Source organism: Viridibacillus sp. NPDC093762 (assembly GCF_050279675.1).
Lineage (GTDB): Bacteria > Bacillota > Bacilli > Bacillales_A > Planococcaceae > Viridibacillus.
This window is the reverse complement of record NZ_JBNNUK010000009.1, coordinates 140,582-159,407: the sequence shown is the minus strand read 5'-3', so window position 1 is coordinate 159,407 and position 18,826 is coordinate 140,582. Positions and strand designations below refer to the sequence as shown.

The window sequence follows — 18,826 nt, the reverse complement described above, 5'->3', positions numbered from 1 at the left end:
GAAAAATTAAAAGACCTAAGCCCGGTGGAATACCGAACTCAGGTCTTAGAAGCTGCTTAAATAAATATGTCTAACTTTCTTGGGTCAGTTCAATAGATTGCAGCCCTGCTTCTTTATTAGATAATATTTGTTTACTTTTAGGCAGATGTTTTCTAGTATACTAATCTTCATTATTAAATATCTTTCGCTTAAGCAATTCATCTAAAACTCTACTTTATATTTCGCTATTTGGCTACTTAATTCATCGAACCACTTTTTGTCATTAGTATCTAACGCTAATTCTTGAAGCGCTAGTAAATCATGAAGTTGCAATTTGTCTTCGTCATTTAGTATTAAATTTTCGAATTGAACAATGCGATCTTTTTGCTGAACACCATCAAAAAATTTAACAACTGCTGCTTTTCCCTCTACATCAATAGATAAAATATAACCATCAAGATTTTGAGAAATCACCCATTTACCAATATCCTTTTTCATTAATTCCATCTGGATCATTCCTTTCACTAGCTCGAATTTGTATAGATTCATTCGCTGGCTTCAAGAAAATAAAAAAATTCCGCTTGCTTGTACATGACTTCATATTCAGAATTTTTACCTTCTAAAATGATTTCAATAAGGCTAGCGGATAATTTTAGTTTTTAATGTTACTATATTTTATCACTTATTTTCTGAATAGTAAATCAATTGTAGGCAAATATAATTAATTTATATTTATGATGAAAAAGACGTAAATATACCATCATATCCCCTAAGCAATAGTAGCTTTGAAACAAAATTTAATCAAATTAATACAAGAACTCCTTATTATTTAAATTAGATTATTACACCTTGACCATTTTTGCGTTTCCTAATCAAATAAAGCACCATTTGTGGAGCTCAAATCTTAAAAATAATCAGCTATAAATATCATATGTTGTTCAACCAAGGAAGGAGTTCTTCATGTTTATAGTGATTCTCAGTTTCTGAAATAATTTGAGAAAGGAGAATATCAAGGGACTCCGTTAATGAGTTTAGAGTTTGTTGAACAGATCCATCCTCAAATTGATCTAGCGGCTCAGGTAACTCATCTTCATCTAAAATAAAGTAGTCTCCATTCGGAAGTACCAAAATATCAATAATCAAGTCCTCAAACGATACCAAATTATCAATCATATATGTATTTTTTACGATATTAAAATAGGAACCTATATAATTCCCTTTATTATCTCTCCAGAGATATAAATTATATGGACGATCTTTCCAGTAATACGCAATTGTATAACTACCTTTAGAAATGGTTTACTTTGTTTGACTTGCTACCATCGTAAAGGAATCCATTATTTCATGAAAAAGTACGACTTTTTGGTTTTGTGCTTTTAACACGATACAACTATATTCTATAACTGTGGAGTCATACCGTATTTTTCTTTCTATTATTTTATCCCCATGTTGAATATGTGATGTTCTTAAATTGACCATCATTTTAGTTTCCCCTCTCAATAAATATCTATTCCGCACCTACAGTCGTCGAAATTCGCTTAGTATGAACTTCTGATGCTTCGATTTGATCTCTCCCTTTTTGCTTTGCGATATACAAGTTTTGATCTGCTCGTTTCACCGCTTCTTGTAAAGTTATATCTTTCTTCAATTCGGCAATACCAATGGAGACTGTTACATAAGTTGTTAAATTCTCATCAATATAAAATGGGGTAGTTCGTATTTCTTGTTGAATTGCATCAATGTACCGAACAGCTTGCTCAAAATTAGTATGTCCTTGGTATATGATAAATTCCTCGCCACCATATCTCCCAACCTTTACATAATCATTTTCATAATTTTTAAATATGCTTCCAATTTCACTTAAAATTTGATCACCTGCTACATGGCCATATGTATCATTTAAATTCTTAAAATAATCAAGATCAACCATCGCTAAATAGTGATTTTCATTTGTTGCTTTTCTATTTTCCTCTACTATTTCAAAGAACTTATTTCGATTCAACAACTTCGTTAATGAGTCATGCCAAGCTATAAATTCTAGTTGATTATTCAAATTACATTGTTTTCGTTCCATCAAAACAAAATAATACAAAACAGATGCTGCTCCTATTAATGAGGTATATCGTAAAATAAATATACTTTTAAATATCGTTAGGCCGTTTGGGACAATAAAAACAATAGGAATATCTGAGATGAACCAACATGCCGTAAGAAGGACAATTTTATCTAAATAACTATTAGAAAATTTGTTGTTTTTATAGACAGCTAATGTTAATAAGGTAGGACAAATCATACCAAATAAGATACCAGGTGTAGTTCCCACTCCCCCTAACAAACCACGCCAAACGGATACAATCAATAAGACGGGAAGTGTCAATCTCCAATTACCAAAATAAGCTAAAAAAATTAACGGAATCATTCTTAAATCTACTCGATATCCTTCAAATTCGATTGGTAAATAAAACATTGAGATAACTGACGTTGAAAATGTTATCACGAGTAATAAAATATATAGCTTATTTGGTAAGCGTTTTTTGTAATTTTTTAGTGATTGGATGATTAAATGCGTTAATAAAATAATCGATAGATTCGATAAAATCGATTGAAGCATAATTCCTACCCCTTTTATAATAACTTCTAAAAAACGAATGAATCAGCATTGTATTTTAGCTAATTTAGATGTTTATTCGGTGAAAATATTCTGCATATTAAATATTAGTTCTTCTAGGACTAAGCAATATTATATATTCATTACGGTACGCTTTTTGAATGGCTTTACTACATTTTCATTTGGCTTTTTTAACTTTTTAATCAACGTTATTATGATACCATAAAACACCCCCTTGGCACACCATAAAAATAGTACTATTGAACTATATATAATCCAAGAAAAATTATCACCTGTTTAACCATAAATAAACTATAAACTTGTCTTCAATCTTTAATCGTAATAAAATTGAATATATAAGCACATTAGCTATCCAAGCTACAAAAATATTCTTTCGTATAGGAGATATAATTATGATTAACGTTTTATTTGTCTGCCTCGGGAACATTTGTCGCTCACCGATGGCCGAAGCATTATTCCGAGACTTATTAAAGAAAGAAAAGTTAGATGACAAAGTGACAGTTGATTCTGCGGCGACTGGATCATGGCATATTGGAGAACCTCCCCATGAAGGTACGCTTGCTATTTTAGAGATAAATAATATTTCTTCTGCTGGTATGTGTGGTCGTCAACTGAAAAAAGAAGATTTCGAGCAATTTGAATATATAGTAGGTATGGATAATAGTAATATCATGAATATTTACGAAATGACGGGTCAACCTAATCATCCGAAAATCATACGTCTACTCGATTTAACGGAACATAAAAAAGATGTCCCTGATCCATATTTTACTGGAGACTTCCAGGATACGTATGACCTTGTTACTGACGGTTGCCACGCATTACTTAAAAAAATTCGTAGTGAACACAAGTTAACTAATTCATAAGAATTTCCCGCCATTATATCATTTGGCGGGATTTCATTTTCATAGCAATTGAGAGAGAAAGATCAACCCATTTTTTTCTGTACTATTGCTGTTTTTTCAAAATCAATTGTTATAATAGATTTATATTTTTTCAACTTAGGAGGACCACAGATGGATTTTGTAGCCATTGATATTGAAACAGCCAACCAATGGCGAGATAGTATTTGTTCGATCGGATTAGTAAAAGTGGTGAATGGAGAAATCCAAGACACCCTATATACATATATCAATCCAGAACAACCATTTGATGAATATCATACACATCAACATGGCTTAACAGCAAAAATGGTACAACATGCGCCGACCTTTAAAGAATTCTATCCAACATTATGTCTTTGGCTAAACAATCAATTTGTTATTGCGCATTATGTCAAATATGATGAAAATGTCATTCAAGAATCATGCGAGAGTATTCAACAACTTCCCCCTTATTGCCGATACGGATGCTCATTCGAATTAGTTCAAAAAGCATTCCCAAAACTATTAAATTATAAATTAACCTCTGTTGCATCTAATTTATCAATCCCATTTTCTATGGAGAATGCTGACTTAATCGCTAGCATTGTACTTACAATTAGTAAGATGAAAAATATTCAACAGATAAATAGATTATTTGATGTTACTTTCGAGAATAGTCAAAATGTAACTTCTACTATGAATGCGCCTTTTTTCAAAGGAAAAACGGTTGTCTTCACTGGTGGCTTACAAGGTATGACTCGTTCCTCTGCTGCGCAAAAATTACGGCAAGCAGGAGGTATATTTAGCAATGTAGTATCTAAACAGACCGATTATTTAGTCATTAGTCGCAATAGTATAGAGCGCTCTGAGTCCGGCCATAAAAGTAGTAAATTTCTGAAAGCTGAACAACTAATTGCTACAGGACACTCGATTCAACTTATACACGAAGAACTCTTTATTGAAAAATTGAAATAGAGTTTGGAATAAGTACTACTGAGCAAATCTAATCTGATGAACGTGATATAAGTTATTTTCCAGATATAAAATAGCCAACATTAATATGCTGGCTATTAGCATTTTGATGTTGCAATATATTTCAAAAAAATCTCCAGAAGTAGAGGTCTTCCGTTTCCTTATAGATTTCTGCTCCTGATTTTTCTAACACCCTGTGCGATGCAATATTGGTTTTATCAGTATCTGCTATAACAAACCTAACCTCAGGCTGATTTAACAACCAACTTTTAAAATTATTTACGGCTTCAGTCATATAGCCTTTTCCCTGAAATTGAGAAAGAGTGTAATAACCAATTATTACTTCACCTTCTTCATTTGGGCGACCTTTTAACATGATGCCACCAACTGTACAGTTTTTATCTCTCGATACAAGTAGCCAATTGGTAGACCATAAATAATTTTGCTGATCTTCCATTACTTTTGATAGCCTAAATTTCATAGCTTTTTTAAGTTCTTCAGAAAGCAATTCCTCTGATTCATTTAAAGACAAACTTCTTTCCATTTCTTGTTGATTATTAATTAGTAATTTCAAGTTTTCTGAATTTAATGGGATTAGTTTTAGTTTTTCAGTATTTAATTCTACCATTCTTCCACTCCTATCATAATTTTCACGTCACTTATATGGACTCAAAAGCAAAATTACAAATAGGTATTTATTATTGGCAACAGCCCCCAGTATATTTAATTATTCATTCTATCATCGCAATAAGTATCTTACAATATTTTCAAACCCAAACCGTTTGACACATTGAACAGATGCCAGATACATATTGAATAAATATCATTTTTATAAGGACAACAGGGTCTATACTCGTGCGACCTAAGAACGAATATAAAGTTTTTTTCTCGTCATCATTTTCCATCATCACAAAAGATTTGTTTTTATTACTTGTGTAGTTGATTGGAGCGGAGGTGGCTACTCCTGCGGGAAAAGTTGGACAGTCCAAGACCCTGCAGGAGAGTAGCGCCGAAGCGACTTGGCGTCCATCATAGTGGAAATCAACTGTCTTGTCTATTTATATATTTAAAATTAAAAAAGCTGTAGATAAACCCAAATTTCTTCGAGTTTGTCTACAGTCTGAAGATCATGCGAACAAATTGTTTAAAGTTTTTTTTTTGATAGTCTACTCTACTTCAACAGCGATGTGCTTGAAATTCACAACATCAAATAATCCGGTATCTGTTAGTTTAATATCGGGGATAACAGGCAAGCTAGTGAACGATAGTGTCAGAAATAGATGGAAGTCTAAATTTGGGTTGAGCTGTAATAATGCTTCATGCAATTCAGATAGTTGTTGTTTTGCAATTGGAGCTGGTTGATTTGTCATTAGCCCTGCAACTGGCAAAGGGAGAGCGCTTAATATTTGTCCGTCTGCTACAACCACATAGCCCCCTTGCATATTCTGCAATGCTTCAGCAGCAAGTAACATGTCCTCATCGTTTGTTCCTAACACAAGTGCATTGTGGGAATCGTGAGCAACAGTTGTCGCAACAGCTCCCTTTTGAAGTCCAAAACCATGTGTGATACCAAGACCGATATTCCCAAGATGATGATGTCGTTCAATAACTGCCAATTTCAACAGATCATTTTCTACTGAGGGTATGAAAACGCCATCTTCAACAGTAACCTCTGCTACCCCCCTCGTTGTCATAATTTGATTCGGTTGAATCTCAATAACATTCGCTTTTGATCCTTTTGTAAAAGAAATCGCCAAATCTGATGCTGTTAGCGAAGGAATATTTACAGATTGCAGAATTGCAGTTGGAACATAACATTCTTTTTGCTTATTCTGTAGTATTTGACCATGTTCGGCAACCTTTACACCATTTTTCCATACAGTTTTTGGCTTACAATGATTGAGATCTTCCAGTAGTACGAAGTCTGCAATAAATCCTTCTGCTAGCGCACCCTTATGTAGTAATTGATAACAATTGGCTGCATTAAGTGTGGCTAATTGTATTGCTTGTAACGGCTCCATTCCCTCTTCAATTGCAAGTGCTATGTGATAATTTATACTACCTTCTTGCATGAGTTCGTCTAGATGTTTATCATCTGTACAAAATAGAAAGCGATGTGCATTTGTCGATGTTACTGCCGGTAGTAGCGCACGAAGGTTTTTAGCTGCCGAACCTTCACGAATGAGTACATACATACCTTGCTTTACACGACTTCTAGCTTCATCTGCCGTTACACATTCATGATCTGTTTGAATCCCTGCAGCACGATACCCTCGTATTTGCTGAGGGGATAGTCCTGCACCATGGCCATCAATAATTCTCCTAGTAGATTCAGTTTGTTCAATTTTCGCAAGCATTTTTTCATTACCTTCTAGTACAGCTGGAAAATCCATTACTTCAGCTAACCCAAGTACATCTGGATGAGTCAAGAATCGCGCTAAATCCTTAGCTTCTAACACCGCTCCAGCATTTTCGAATGACGTTGATGGGACACTCGATGGTAGCATTACATGAATATCCATCGCAGTATTTTCAGAATTATCTAGCATAAATTGAATTCCATTTATCCCAGAGACGTTTGCAATTTCATGTGGATCTGTAATCACCGTTGTAATACCATGTGGTAGTAAAATACGGCTAAATTCAGATGGCGTTAACATCGATGATTCAATATGGATATGACCGTCAATAAGGCCGGGAATAACAAATCTCCCTTGCGCATCTTCTTCATGCTCCGCTTCAAATTGACCATCTGGATCAATAGCCACAATATATCCTTCTGAGACAACAATATCAGCCATTCTCCATTGCAAGTTGAATACATCGGCTACCTGAGCATTGCGTAATATAAAATCAGCTTTTACTTTCTTCTGTGAACATAAAACTCTGCGTTGCCTACTTGTTATTTGGGGATTCATCAAGATGCCTCCTAATTGTTCTGTAGTAACCTTTTAATATTTATACCATAAATATACTTGCAACAATAATTATTAATGTTAAAAATGGCGTATTTTAGTAATCATTATGAAACCTTCTCTTTCTTCGCTCGTAAACAAATAAAGGGGGTTATCACATGTTCAATCAACCTAAGTTAGTTATTCCCCGTTCTGCTGTGAGAACGACATTTGATATTTTAGCAATCGGGGTATTTGTAGTAGCAATTATTTATGGAATTACACAGTGGTCTAGTCTGCCTTCTGAAGTTCCAACACATTATAATGCATTGGGTGTACCAGATGACTGGGGCCCGAGATGGATGTTCTTTTTTCCACCAATTATAGGAATAGTATTATGGGTGTTCTGTCATGTACTGGAGCAAAAACCACATTTGCATAACTATAGTACATTAACAGCTGAAAATACAGAAAGGCTTTATAAGAATTCCATGTTACTATTAAATTTTGTAAAAAATGAAATTCTGTTGTTTTTCGCCTTTAATATTTGGAATGATGTGCATGTAGCTCGTGGTGGTGAAAGTTTACTTGGAGTCTATGAGATGCCACTTTTCCTTGCCATCCTATTTGGTACAATCATTTTCTTTGTTGTACGCTTTTTCAAGCTCAGATAATAGATTAAAAGCTCAAGCCATGTTTACATGGCTTGAGCTTTTTTGTACATTCTTCACTTTGTATACTTCGCCAATTGGAATTTTTTCTTACCGTTTAGTTTCCACATGACAATACCTTTCCCTGGAGCAATGTAAAAATGGGAATACGTATCATAGATATTGTGATCTATTCGAACTTTAACAACTTCATTAAAAGAGCCCGCTGCAGTTTTAACTGACAGATTTACATCTTGGATTTGCACCTCATCTTGCTCATTTCTCCATTTATTCCCCTTTGTTAATGGGTAGTTCAGTCGAAAACTTGTATGCCCTGTTGGGGATAAATAAGTGAAGTACTTGCTATTTTCCAAATACGACGTTTCCAATCCATTTTTAGACTTTGCTTTAACACCTCCTTTTACTTTTACATAAGATTCGGTACTATTTCCATAATAAACGTCTTCTTCGTAATTTTTGTAAGTATACTTTCCTATTTTAGGTAGCAAATTCCCCGTCACTTTTTGCACAGCTTTATTTGAGTTTAGATAGGTGGTAGAAACATAAGCTGTTCCTTTTTTATATTGAATTTTTGACCAACCATTTGATGTGCTAATCACATTCACTTTCTCATTTTTCTTTAATTGACCCAACTTTTTTGAATTCGTTGTAGCTTCCATACGAATGTTTAATACATCTGCTTGTACATATTGTGTCGTTAAACTCGTTTTTGCTTCTATCTTCGGCTGGTTAATGAAACTCACACTACTGATTAAGATCACAATAGCAAGTATATATCTATATCGCTTCATTTTCGGACCCTCCTCCTATTCAGATCAAAAACCTATTATTTCCATACAAACCATTATATAAAACTAAGTACCCGAAAATATCCAACTTAATCATTTTTTCAAACCTTTAATAAACAGAATTTTCAATCAACTATTAAATTCACTATTTATATTGGTATATCTACTACCTTACTCTCCATATATTAAGTTTAAAGATTTACTAGTTATAGCTATTTAATTGAAAGGAGGAGAAAGGGTGAAAAAGAGTTTACTAGTATTGCTATTGTTGATGAGTATGATTTTAACAGCATGTGGTGGAGGTGACAGTGATAAGGCTGGTAATGCAGGTGAATCAACAATTGATCGTGTAAAGAAGGCTGGCAAATTGGTTGTTGGTACAGCTACAGGGTATGCACCTTTTGAAATGGTCAATTTGAAAGAGGAGTTTGTCGGCTACGATATTGATACCGCGAAAGCAATAGGAAAGGCCTTAGATGTAAAGGTAGAATTTAAAGAATATTCATTTGATGGATTAATAGCGGCCTTGCAAGTTGGTGAAATTGATATGATCGTTTCAGGTATGACAATTACTGGTCCCCGAGCATTGTCTGTTAGTTTCCCTAATCCGTATTATCAAACAAAACAAGTAATGTTATTACCTGATACAGATAAGACGACAAAATCTTGGAAAGAACTGGATCAAAAAGGAAAGAAAATTGCAACTATTATTGGAACAACTGGTCAAATTTTTGCAAAAGCAAACTTTAAAAATGCAGAATTCAAAGATTACAGAGAAATGCCAGCTGCGGCTTTAGCTATGTTATCAGGTCAGTTAGATGCAGTGATCTATGACGAGTCTTCAGTTCGAATTTGGCAAAAGCAAAATGGAAAATCTCATATTTTAGATGAGAATATTTCTGCAGAAAATTTAGGGATTGCAGTAGCTCACAATGATTTAGTAACAGTCCAATGGTTAAATTCATTCCTTTATAGTTATTTAGGTGGACCACAGGAGTTAGCTTCACGTTCTTACTGGTTTGAAAGTGATGATTGGTACGGTGATATTAATACAAAAGTAGAAGCAGAATGACCGGTTAAGTCTAATACTGTGAAGATCTTATTTTATGGTTTATATGTATAAGATCTTCAATCATTTTAATGCCCTTATATAAATCATATTAATGGAGGAGTTCCTGCACTATGAGATATCAACCTGATTGGAGTGTTATCACAAATAATCTCGATATCTTTTTTAAAGGGATGTATTTGACGCTCGAGATTTCAGCATTATCATTGCTATTTGCTATACCGATTGGAATTCTTTTTGGGGTTGGTCGAATATCGAAAAACCCTATCATTCGATTTATCGCTTCGGTGTATGTTGAAGTTATGCGTGGTGTTCCCCTGCTCGTTATATTGATTTGGATTCATCTCGTTCTAGGTCAGTTTTTAAAGCTTGGTGCTTTTTGGGGATCAATTGTTTCTCTCGCAATATTCTCTGGTTCATTTATAGCTGAAATAGTTCGTGGGGGAATCCAATCTGTTCCTAAAGGGCAAATGGAAGCTGCGCGTTCATCCGGTATGTCCAATTTTCAAGCTATGCGTTTAATCATATTGCCTCAAGCTTTTAGAAAAACATTACCTCCTATGGCATCGCAATTCATCATTCTAATTAAAGACTCATCACTTGTTTCAACCATTTCAGCTGTAGACTTAACCTTAAAGGCGACAAATCTAGCTGCTATCTCTTATCGTTATATTGAAATATGGACATTCGTTGCACTATTATATTTTGCAATGACATTTACATTATCACTAATCATACGACAGTTTGAAAAACATTGGTTAAAAAGCGAGTATTAAGAAAGGGCTGATTGCATGATTTCCATTAACAGTGTCAATAAAAGCTTTGGCAACAATGAAGTTTTAGTAGATATAAATCTAGAGGTAGAAAAATCAAATGTTATAGCATTAATAGGACCAAGTGGGGCAGGTAAATCCACGCTCATCCGAGTGATCAATGCTCTTGAAGAAATTGATAGTGGGGCAATAATAGTAGATGGGACGTCGATTCATGATAAAAAAACGGATATCAATAAAGCACGTACAAATATCGGTTTCGTATTTCAAAGCTTTAATTTATACCCCTTTCTAACTGCGCTTGAAAATGTCACAATAGCCCCTATTAAAGTAAAAGGAATGACGAAGGCTGAAGCAGAAAAAATGGGTATTGAGTTACTTAGTTCCCTTGGCTTAGCTGACAAGATACACGTCCATCCCTCTCATCTTTCAGGTGGACAGCAACAACGTGTGGCCATTGCACGAGCTTTGGCGATGGACCCACAAATCATGCTCTTCGATGAGCCTACTTCTGCACTTGACCCTGAAATGGTTAAAGAAGTATTGGATGCCATTCGGAAGCTTGCAAAGGAAGGGATGACGATGATTGTTGTGACGCATGAAATGGGATTTGCACGTGAAATATGTGACAAAATTGTTTTTATGGCTGAAGGAAAAATTGTTGAAGTCAATTCACCTGATAAGTTTTTCACTGCCCCTGAATCAGAACGTGCAAAGACATTTTTATCAAAAGTTTTAAATCATTAATATCAATAAAAGTTAAAAACTTATGTTATTGTTTTGATACACAAAGTAAAATTGTAATTTAAACTAAGAGTAATGAAAGGATAGATAAAGCAAAGAACCTTTATCCATCCTTTTTTATTAAAGCTTTCATTATTTGAATCTATAAGTACTTTCTAGACATAAGGTTTCTTACTATTTTCAACAGCCAAATCAAAAAGAAATATTATTTCCTCTCCGTAATCACCCTCCAACCTTAATTCTTGTTATTTAAATCCAGCTTTTATGTATAAATTAATTGCTGCAATATTCGTATGATGAACAGTTAAAATAATCTCATTCTTTTCAGGGAAGTGTTGCTTTATTATTTTCGGCAATAATTTTAACACCGTAAGAGCAAATCCATTTCTCTGGAAGCGTGAATCAATGGAGAACGATTTAAAAATAATACTATTCTCATTATTTGTATATATATTTCCCCTATTATTAGTATATAGGGCAAAGCAGCCCATCAAATTCCCATCATAAATTACAACGAATGGCTGATTATATTGATCTTTCTTAGAAGCAGCAATTACGTTAATAGGTAACGAAGTATAAATTGCTTGCTCTTCAGGTAAACAGTATTTACTGATAGCTGTAAAATCACTTTCTTCAAAAGGCTGTATAACTAGTTCACTCACCTATTTATCCTCCTATATTCTATTATTTATTTTCCAAGTATTACTTTTTGTATTTTAACATAGAGATTAGTTTTAATTTTCCAATTTTATATTCATTGATAGCTTTTTAGAATACAAAAAAGTACAGCACAACTACGATTGTGATGTACTTTTAAAAAAATCTACAACATGTTAAACAAGCAATCTACTGATTCAACTTCATTTACATTAACTATTCTGTTCATTTGTTCTTTTATTTTTTATCAACAAGAACTAATGCAAGAGTAGCTATCGGCCCTAAAATTAAAGATAGTAGAAACCAGTTGAATCCTGAACGATTCTTTCCCTGCGCAATACCTGCATTTATGAGCATAAGAGTACCCCAACTGACTACATATTGATTATCCATTATTTATCCCGGCTTTCAATTTTTAATTACTATTTATACGGATAAAGGGGATTGTTGGTTTCAGATTAACACCTAACTATATTAATAGAACTTCTTCTACACCATTTCGCTTTAATATTTGCTGTGCCTTGTTGCGTATTGATTCATTATAAAAACAATCTTCGTAGAATATCATACGACTAGGTTTTTTACTTGCTAAGATATTAATTTGGTCTAGTGATAGGTCCTCTTCAAGACAGATGAATACTGTACCTCCATTGACTGAAAAAACGGTACATCCCCCTAGTATGAATCGTTCAATTGGTAGTGCTATATCTATTCCTTGCTTGAGAAGTATTTCAAATAATACGTCCTCTTTACTTCTTCCCTGTTTCACAGGTTGAGCTAAATTTAAAGGCATCTGTTCTACATTTGATAGGTATTCTTCCCATATTTTTAAATTCGTCGTATCTAGTTTGAAATTTTTAAAACCTAAATCATGGTGTGTGGAATGTTGTACCTCCCTTTTCATACATACCAAACGCTCTTTTCCAAGTTCTGATAATAACGGCTTTCTACCAACACTTTTTAAATAATCAATTAGTTTCTTTGTATCTTTTTTAGCTTCATTTGATAATTTCTCTTGTATTTGCTCAAGGTTTTCATTAATTTGCACAAGTATATAACGGAGTGATAGATTACTTTCAATATTGTATCGAACAGTCGCTTCGCCAAACGTCCCTGATCCAGAGAAAAAATCCATCACTATATCATCGTCTTTTAAAGCGACCATACTTAATAATCTTTTTACTAATTTTAAAGGTTTTTTACCATTTCGATAATCCACAAATCCCTCTTTATCTAAACCGGTTGTTTTAATATCTGCCCAGAAATCACATGGATGTATGGTCAAATAATCATCAGCAAAAAGTATTTTAATACGTGGTGAATCCACAGCTGTATTATAGTGATTATTAATAAAATACAGCTTGTTATTTGGCGTGGTCATAACAAATGCTTGATTTTGATTTGTTTTTCTCTTTTCATCAGCAATAGCTTTGACACTAGCCGCTACTGAAACGGTTCTAATTATTCTCCAAGCATTAGAAAACAAGAATCCTTCAAAATCTTTTTTTTCAATGTTGTTCCTTTTTGCAAATTCAAAAACAGGGACCAATTGAATGTTTGCTAAAATGACATCACTTCTTTTAATGTCCTCTATCGTTCGATCTTCATTATCACGAATCTCTTTTAATTCTTCTATTTCTTTTTTATTAATATTTGTGAGAATTGTTTTATATTCATTATCCCATGTACTTTTAGGGATTCTTATTTTTTCAAATGTAGCATCTCTTTTTTTATAGCAAAGTACATATTCCTTTAATTTAGGAATTTTTCTTCTAACATGCGTCATTTTTACACCTGTTGGTTCAGACATTTTGACTACGATGTTCGTGACAAAATTCTCTTCCCCAAATATCTCATTGCAAATACGTTTTAAATTATCCACTTCATTATCGTCGATGGAGATAAAGATTACCCCTTCATCTGACAATAAGTTACGGGCGATTTTCAATCTAGGATACATCATATTTAACCATTCTGTATGAACTCTTCCGCTAGTCACTGCATTCAATTCTAAACTTTCATTCGTATGTTCTTTATAGTTTTTCATCTTGTCACGGTAGTTGTCTTTATAAACAAAATTATTTCCAGTATTGTAAGGTGGATCAATATAGATAAGCTTTACTCGATTATGATAACTATTTTGAAGTACTCGCAATACCTCTAAGTTATCACCCTCAATATAAAGGTTTTTCGTTGTTTCCCAATCTAAACTCCCTGCTATATCAGGTCTTAAGGTTCCTGTCGTTTGCTTTTGGGCTGATTGTATCGCCGCTGTTTTACCATTCCATGTAAAATCAAACCGTTCTTTTTCAGTTTCTAACTGTTCACCTAGTATCAATTGAAGCTTTGCAAAATCTATTTTGTTTTCTGTACAAATTTCCGGAAAAAGCTCCTTCATTTTTTCAATATTGTGCTGTACCGTATGAAAAGATTGACCAGCTAGTTTATCCATATAAACGCACTCCTTTATATATGTAAAACTATATCAATTGTAAAAACTTCCTATTTGACAGTATATTCCCATTAACATGATAACTATTCAATCATTACTCACTTATCAACTTTTCCTATTTGTTACAATTTTTTCGGTATTAGCTGACATTTCGTAAACATCTAGGTTAAAATAGTTCTTAAGTACTTTCCCCCCTGGCCCTTGTTCTATTTTTATAATGAATTAATATAAAGGTGGCTGTGTAAATGCTGTTAACAATTGATGAATTAAAAAATACAACGCACGCTACTTATTTATCAGGAAACCTCCAAGAGACTATTATATTTGGGCATGAGCTAGTTGAAAAAGCTATGTTACAACAAGATAGGATTAGTATTCGTTATGGCTATATGTACCTTGCAATTTCATACCATGCATTAGCTGATTTAAAAAACGCATTCCACTATACCTTTTTATACGATGAGTACTGTCAACAAAATAAAGAGGATCTAAGTGATCAAGAAAAAGAGAACCTTTATCTTTTTCTATTTTTTCTTTATGAATATAATGAAAACTGGGAAAAAGCAAGAGAAACAATAATTTTAAATATGGACCTCGCTAAAAAACTTTATGCTACTGATATGATGAGCAATTGTTTTTGTAATTTAAGCAAGGTAGCGATTGCGGAGCAAAAATTTGACGAAGCACATGAATATGCTTTGCAAGGGTTGGATTTAGCATTATCAAAACATGCCGATATTCCTCAGCTTACGTTCCAGGCATTATGTAACCTTGTTGAGGCTTCGTTAAAACTTAATCTACTAAATGATGCTACCAAGTATTTAAGTACATTATCTGCTTGTTTGGATGATTCAAACTCTATCAAGTGGCAAATCCTTTATTATCAATATGTCGGAGAGTTGTATTATTTGAAAGGTCAATTCGAAGTAAGTTACAAAGCAGCAAATACTTGCAAAAAACTAACGTCAAAAGCAGGGAATTTAGCCGAAAAAATTAGAATTATCTCGCTGTTAATAGCGCTTTGTGAACGGTTAAATCACTTTAAAGACGGTTATTATTATTACAAAGAATACGTTGATATTTTACAAGAACTTAAACAAGCTGCTATTTATAAAACAACCCTTAAGCTAGAAATTCAACATCGTGTGGCAGCTATTCAAGAACGGTCAAACTTAGATGGCTTAACGAATATTTATAATCGTTATCATTTAGAAAATGTAGCAAAAAAGTGGTTACTAGAAGCAGCAAATGAAAAATCGAATGTTACTTGTATAGTATTTGATATCGATAAATTTAAATCAATTAACGATCAATATGGCCATTTAATTGGCGATGATGTCATCAAGTTAGTCGCAAATACTTGCAAAGAATTGTCCAATCTAGAAACAACCTTCGCAGCTCGTTTTGGTGGTGATGAATTTGTTATTTTAATCCGTCACCTAACATCAACTGAGGTAATGGAATTTGCAAATACTCTTAATCATTCATTGGCTGCAATGAAGATTCCTATAGAAGATACTCTACTAACAATTACAGTCAGCATGGGCATGGCAACAAACAGCAAAGGCGAAATAAATTCTTTCCACGAGATCTTCAAAAATGCTGATATCGCTTTATATAATGCAAAAGAAAATGGACGAAATCAGATTAGGCAGTACGAGTGATCTATTATTAAAGGAACCACTACTTTATACCACTTTTCAAAGTAAGGTATACTTAAACTTCTAATTCAGTAATGAATAAGTAGTTTATTTTTTTATAGAATGTATTATCTTTTTTAAAGGAGTAAAAAGAATTATGGCAGAACTACGAAAAGATGTTTATAATAAAGCGTTTTTTGAACAATTTTGTAAGAAGGTAACAAGCGTCTATCCAGCATTTAACGAACAGCAGTTCATGACTCTATTATTTGATGAAGAATGGGAACAACGTGAGTTAAAACAACGAACTCGACATATTACTTATACACTAAGAGCTACCTTACCTACTTCTTATCCGGATGCCATCGTTGTATTAAGTAAACTTGTTCCTGATTGCAAAGGTTTTGAGTACTTATTTTTCCCTGATTTTATAGAGGCTTATGGTTTATCAGATTGGGAGACTTCTATTGAAGCTTTAAAACTCTTTACACTTACGTCCAGCTCCGAATTTGCTGTACGCCCATTTATTGAAAAAGATCCGAAGAAAATGATGTCCATTATAGAAGAATGGGCAAGAGATGAAAATGAGCATGTGCGTAGATTGGCGAGTGAAGGGTGTCGACCGCGCCTTCCATGGGGTACTGCTTTGACGGTGTTTAAAAAAGACCCTACACCAATTATTCCTATTTTAGAGTTATTAAAGGCAGATGAAAGTGAATATGTCCGTAAAAGTGTGGCAAATAATTTAAATGATATAACAAAGGATCATCCTGAACTAGTGAAGTCTTTAGGTAAGAATTGGATGGGTCATAACCCTAAAACAGATTGGATTATCAAACATGCTTGTAGAACCCTGCTTAGACAAGCAGATCCGACTACACTTGCATTATTCGGCTTCCATAACAATCCTATTGTTGAATTAGAAGAATTGAAACTTTCAACAGATCAACTAGCTATTGGTGAATCGTTCACATTTAAGTTCACTTTTAAAAACCCCACTACAGATGCAGCAAAACTTCGGATCGAGTATGGCATTGATTTTATGAAAGCAAATGGTATAACACGTAGAAAGCTCTTTAAGATAACAGAAAATACGTATCTACCTGGAGAATATACTTATGCTAGAAGTCATTCTTTTAAACAGTTGTCTACTAGAAAACACTATCCAGGAGAACATCGAATAGCCATTGTTATTAATGGGGTAGAAATGGCTGGAATCAAGTTTGTATTGACGGAAGAAAAAAAGTAGAATAAATACAAATTACTCCAAATGTTTTATGTTTTTTCCAATACTTCATATACTCATACTTGATGATTTATACGCCCAGTCAACTATACTTTAGGCTCTTAATACTTCTTTCTAATAAATCAAAAACAGACTCTCGCGCCTGAGAATCTGTTTTTGCAGCTTTATATATTTAAAAAAGCCTTTAATTCATCCATTTGTTTTGCGGCTATCTTATAGCCCATATCATAATTTGCTCGCATTTGGGTTAAATCTTTTTCAAAGCTATTTAACGGTTCATCTGGCCTAAAAATAAAGGCTCTTCCCTCTTTTTCCAAGCGTTCGCAATAATCGAGCGAGGTATTGTAATGCTCCACACGTTGTTCCATGCTTTTCACTAAATTGGGATATCGTCTACGAAGGAGCTTCATAACTAATTTACTTTGGCGATCTATTACTTTTCGATAGCCTTTTGGTCGGGTTAACACTAGTACATGCTTTTCAAAACCTTCGTCTACTAAATACTGAATAGGAATTGGATCTGCTAATCCCCCATCATAGTATGGAGTACCATTTATCTTAATCTCTGGGAACAATACTGGAATTGCACACGTAGCGCGCAATAACGTACATTCCTTATCCATATCAAGTGCGTCCATATACTCTATTGCCCCTGTATACGCATTTGTAACACCAAATTTTACTGTTCCCTCGAATTGTTGGAATCTATCCCAGTCAAATTTATCTAGCTCATTTGGAATTATATTGTAAGCAAAGTCTAATCCAAATAAACTTCTTTCTCGCCAAAAATTCCGAATGCCTATATAGCGTTTGTCATGACGATAATTAACAAGAACGCGAAGTGAACGCTCTTTTTGCTCCGACACATATGAACAGGCATTAATAGCCCCTGCTGAAATACCGACAACATGTGGCATCATTATCTCTTCATCTAAAAAAGCATCGAGTACGCCTGACGTAAATAATGTACGGAATGTCCCGCCTTCAAGCACTAAACTTGTATCCTTCACATTGACCTGCATTGAATCACTCTTTCACTATATTTCTATTATTATTTTATCATATCACTTACACTTAGAATTAAGCGTAAACAGTATATTACACTTGTATTCAACCTCTGATTTATGTAATTGCCTAATATAATATATTACAATACAGCATATTTATGTTCCCAGAAGGAGAAGCATATAAATAGCTGCGTAAACAGGTAGTGCAATTGAAGTAATAAGATACATTGTCATCTCGCCTTTAGAAAGTTTTCTTTTCCACTTAGTTAATTTAAGCTGCTTACAATAAATAGCGCTCGAAATGAATAGTAATAAAAAAGCTAAATCTTTTATGTTTTCTAAAATAGTAATTAAATAATCAACTCCTTGAAGGTTTTGCACTACGTGAATTATCTGTAAATATCTCCAAAACCCTTCCAATTTAGGTGATTTAAGTTTTGTT

Annotated in this window: 18 protein-coding genes and 2 pseudogenes; 8 read left to right on the top strand and 12 right to left on the bottom strand. The window is 33.7% G+C overall.

What is annotated here, in order from left to right; genetic code table 11:
* Positions 1 to 201: 201 nt before the first annotated feature.
* From ACQKM9_RS13125 to ACQKM9_RS13115, 3 genes and pseudogenes are all read right to left on the bottom strand, one after another.
* Positions 202 to 486: a hypothetical protein gene (locus tag ACQKM9_RS13125; RefSeq protein ID WP_427734797.1), complete on the bottom strand. Its 285-nt coding sequence runs from the start codon at positions 484 to 486 to the stop codon at positions 202 to 204.
* A gap of 420 nt (positions 487 to 906) precedes the next feature.
* Positions 907 to 1,458, bottom strand: a pseudogene (locus ACQKM9_RS13120) (DUF402 domain-containing protein).
* A gap of 28 nt (positions 1,459 to 1,486) precedes the next feature.
* On the bottom strand, positions 1,487 to 2,590 hold the full coding sequence (locus ACQKM9_RS13115) for a diguanylate cyclase (protein ID WP_427734796.1): 1,104 nt from the start codon (positions 2,588 to 2,590) through the stop codon (positions 1,487 to 1,489).
* A gap of 410 nt (positions 2,591 to 3,000) precedes the next feature.
* Between ACQKM9_RS13115 and ACQKM9_RS13110 the strand changes: the two genes are divergently transcribed.
* Entirely contained in the window at positions 3,001 to 3,474 is a 474-nt protein-coding gene (locus tag ACQKM9_RS13110; RefSeq protein ID WP_427734794.1) for a low molecular weight protein-tyrosine-phosphatase, read from the top strand.
* A 150-nt stretch (positions 3,475 to 3,624) separates the two neighbouring features.
* Positions 3,625 to 4,446, top strand: coding sequence for an exonuclease domain-containing protein (locus tag ACQKM9_RS13105; protein ID WP_427734793.1), 822 nt, complete (start codon positions 3,625 to 3,627; stop codon positions 4,444 to 4,446).
* Positions 4,447 to 4,567: 121 nt separating this feature from the next.
* Here ACQKM9_RS13105 and ACQKM9_RS13100 read toward each other — a convergent pair whose 3' ends face one another.
* From ACQKM9_RS13100 to ade, 3 genes and pseudogenes are all read right to left on the bottom strand, one after another.
* Positions 4,568 to 5,071 carry a GNAT family N-acetyltransferase gene (locus tag ACQKM9_RS13100; RefSeq protein WP_427734792.1) on the bottom strand — a complete coding sequence of 168 codons (504 nt, stop codon included), beginning with the start codon at positions 5,069 to 5,071 and terminating at the stop codon, positions 4,568 to 4,570.
* Positions 5,072 to 5,219: 148 nt separating this feature from the next.
* Positions 5,220 to 5,306, bottom strand: a pseudogene (locus tag ACQKM9_RS13095) (transposase); the annotation flags it as partial.
* Between the two features lie 303 nt (positions 5,307 to 5,609).
* Positions 5,610 to 7,361 (bottom strand): adenine deaminase, encoded by a 1,752-nt coding sequence (ade, locus tag ACQKM9_RS13090; RefSeq protein WP_427734791.1) that lies wholly within the window; start codon positions 7,359 to 7,361, stop codon positions 5,610 to 5,612.
* A gap of 155 nt (positions 7,362 to 7,516) precedes the next feature.
* Between ade and ACQKM9_RS13085 the strand changes: the two genes are divergently transcribed.
* Positions 7,517 to 8,011, top strand: a complete 495-nt coding sequence (locus ACQKM9_RS13085) for a DUF1648 domain-containing protein (RefSeq protein ID WP_427734790.1) — start codon at positions 7,517 to 7,519, stop codon at positions 8,009 to 8,011.
* Between the two features lie 53 nt (positions 8,012 to 8,064).
* Here the strand turns inward: ACQKM9_RS13085 and ACQKM9_RS13080 are convergent, their stop codons facing one another.
* Complete coding sequence (locus ACQKM9_RS13080; RefSeq protein WP_427734789.1) at positions 8,065 to 8,799, bottom strand: SH3 domain-containing protein; 735 nt, start codon at positions 8,797 to 8,799, stop codon at positions 8,065 to 8,067.
* 235 nt (positions 8,800 to 9,034) lie between these two features.
* Here ACQKM9_RS13080 and ACQKM9_RS13075 point away from each other — a divergent pair, with 235 nt between their 5' ends.
* The 3 genes from ACQKM9_RS13075 (at position 9,035) to ACQKM9_RS13065 (ending at position 11,385) form a co-directional block, all read left to right on the top strand.
* On the top strand, positions 9,035 to 9,868 hold the full coding sequence (locus ACQKM9_RS13075) for a transporter substrate-binding domain-containing protein (protein WP_427734788.1): 834 nt from the start codon (positions 9,035 to 9,037) through the stop codon (positions 9,866 to 9,868).
* A gap of 110 nt (positions 9,869 to 9,978) precedes the next feature.
* Positions 9,979 to 10,641, top strand: a complete 663-nt coding sequence (locus ACQKM9_RS13070) for an amino acid ABC transporter permease (protein ID WP_427734786.1) — start codon at positions 9,979 to 9,981, stop codon at positions 10,639 to 10,641.
* Between the two features lie 15 nt (positions 10,642 to 10,656).
* Positions 10,657 to 11,385 (top strand): amino acid ABC transporter ATP-binding protein, encoded by a 729-nt coding sequence (locus ACQKM9_RS13065; protein WP_427734785.1) that lies wholly within the window; start codon positions 10,657 to 10,659, stop codon positions 11,383 to 11,385.
* Positions 11,386 to 11,627: 242 nt separating this feature from the next.
* Here the strand turns inward: ACQKM9_RS13065 and ACQKM9_RS13060 are convergent, their stop codons facing one another.
* From ACQKM9_RS13060 to ACQKM9_RS13050, 3 genes are all read right to left on the bottom strand, one after another.
* Complete coding sequence (locus ACQKM9_RS13060; protein WP_427734784.1) at positions 11,628 to 12,044, bottom strand: GNAT family N-acetyltransferase; 417 nt, start codon at positions 12,042 to 12,044, stop codon at positions 11,628 to 11,630.
* A gap of 232 nt (positions 12,045 to 12,276) precedes the next feature.
* A complete protein-coding gene (locus ACQKM9_RS13055; protein WP_427734783.1) occupies positions 12,277 to 12,432 on the bottom strand; it encodes a hypothetical protein in 156 nt (51 codons plus the stop codon).
* Positions 12,433 to 12,508: 76 nt separating this feature from the next.
* Positions 12,509 to 14,491: a site-specific DNA-methyltransferase gene (locus ACQKM9_RS13050; protein ID WP_427734782.1), complete on the bottom strand. Its 1,983-nt coding sequence runs from the start codon at positions 14,489 to 14,491 to the stop codon at positions 12,509 to 12,511.
* Between the two features lie 245 nt (positions 14,492 to 14,736).
* Between ACQKM9_RS13050 and ACQKM9_RS13045 the strand changes: the two genes are divergently transcribed.
* Together ACQKM9_RS13045 and ACQKM9_RS13040 are read left to right on the top strand one after the other, a co-directional pair.
* Positions 14,737 to 16,155: a GGDEF domain-containing protein gene (locus ACQKM9_RS13045; RefSeq protein ID WP_427734781.1), complete on the top strand. Its 1,419-nt coding sequence runs from the start codon at positions 14,737 to 14,739 to the stop codon at positions 16,153 to 16,155.
* A gap of 133 nt (positions 16,156 to 16,288) precedes the next feature.
* Positions 16,289 to 17,380: a DNA alkylation repair protein gene (locus tag ACQKM9_RS13040; protein WP_427734779.1), complete on the top strand. Its 1,092-nt coding sequence runs from the start codon at positions 16,289 to 16,291 to the stop codon at positions 17,378 to 17,380.
* A 161-nt stretch (positions 17,381 to 17,541) separates the two neighbouring features.
* Here ACQKM9_RS13040 and ACQKM9_RS13035 read toward each other — a convergent pair whose 3' ends face one another.
* Both ACQKM9_RS13035 and ACQKM9_RS13030 read right to left on the bottom strand, forming a co-directional pair.
* Entirely contained in the window at positions 17,542 to 18,399 is an 858-nt protein-coding gene (locus tag ACQKM9_RS13035; RefSeq protein ID WP_427734778.1) for a patatin-like phospholipase family protein, read from the bottom strand.
* A 141-nt stretch (positions 18,400 to 18,540) separates the two neighbouring features.
* Positions 18,541 to 18,765 (bottom strand): hypothetical protein, encoded by a 225-nt coding sequence (locus tag ACQKM9_RS13030; protein WP_427734777.1) that lies wholly within the window; start codon positions 18,763 to 18,765, stop codon positions 18,541 to 18,543.
* Between the last annotated feature and the right edge of the window lie 61 nt (positions 18,766 to 18,826).

Bases quoted from the DNA above. Each gene is read 5' to 3' on its own strand.
- ACQKM9_RS13065 (WP_427734785.1), top strand. From the start codon at position 10,657: ATGATTTCCATTAACAGTGTCAATAAAAGCTTTGGCAACAATGAAGTT.
- ACQKM9_RS13045 (WP_427734781.1), top strand. From the start codon at position 14,737: ATGCTGTTAACAATTGATGAATTAAAAAATACAACGCACGCTACTTAT.
- ACQKM9_RS13105 (WP_427734793.1), top strand. From the start codon at position 3,625: ATGGATTTTGTAGCCATTGATATTGAAACAGCCAACCAATGGCGAGAT.
- ACQKM9_RS13070 (WP_427734786.1), top strand. From the start codon at position 9,979: ATGAGATATCAACCTGATTGGAGTGTTATCACAAATAATCTCGATATC.
- ACQKM9_RS13080 (WP_427734789.1), bottom strand. From the start codon at position 8,799: ATGAAGCGATATAGATATATACTTGCTATTGTGATCTTAATCAGTAGT.
- ACQKM9_RS13125 (WP_427734797.1), bottom strand. From the start codon at position 486: ATGGAATTAATGAAAAAGGATATTGGTAAATGGGTGATTTCTCAAAAT.
- ACQKM9_RS13110 (WP_427734794.1), top strand. From the start codon at position 3,001: ATGATTAACGTTTTATTTGTCTGCCTCGGGAACATTTGTCGCTCACCG.
- ade (WP_427734791.1), bottom strand. From the start codon at position 7,361: ATGAATCCCCAAATAACAAGTAGGCAACGCAGAGTTTTATGTTCACAG.
- ACQKM9_RS13040 (WP_427734779.1), top strand. From the start codon at position 16,289: ATGGCAGAACTACGAAAAGATGTTTATAATAAAGCGTTTTTTGAACAA.
- ACQKM9_RS13035 (WP_427734778.1), bottom strand. From the start codon at position 18,399: ATGCAGGTCAATGTGAAGGATACAAGTTTAGTGCTTGAAGGCGGGACA.
- ACQKM9_RS13050 (WP_427734782.1), bottom strand. From the start codon at position 14,491: ATGGATAAACTAGCTGGTCAATCTTTTCATACGGTACAGCACAATATT.
- ACQKM9_RS13100 (WP_427734792.1), bottom strand. From the start codon at position 5,071: ATGGTAGAATTAAATACTGAAAAACTAAAACTAATCCCATTAAATTCA.
- ACQKM9_RS13115 (WP_427734796.1), bottom strand. From the start codon at position 2,590: ATGCTTCAATCGATTTTATCGAATCTATCGATTATTTTATTAACGCAT.
- ACQKM9_RS13085 (WP_427734790.1), top strand. From the start codon at position 7,517: ATGTTCAATCAACCTAAGTTAGTTATTCCCCGTTCTGCTGTGAGAACG.
- ACQKM9_RS13055 (WP_427734783.1), bottom strand. From the start codon at position 12,432: ATGGATAATCAATATGTAGTCAGTTGGGGTACTCTTATGCTCATAAAT.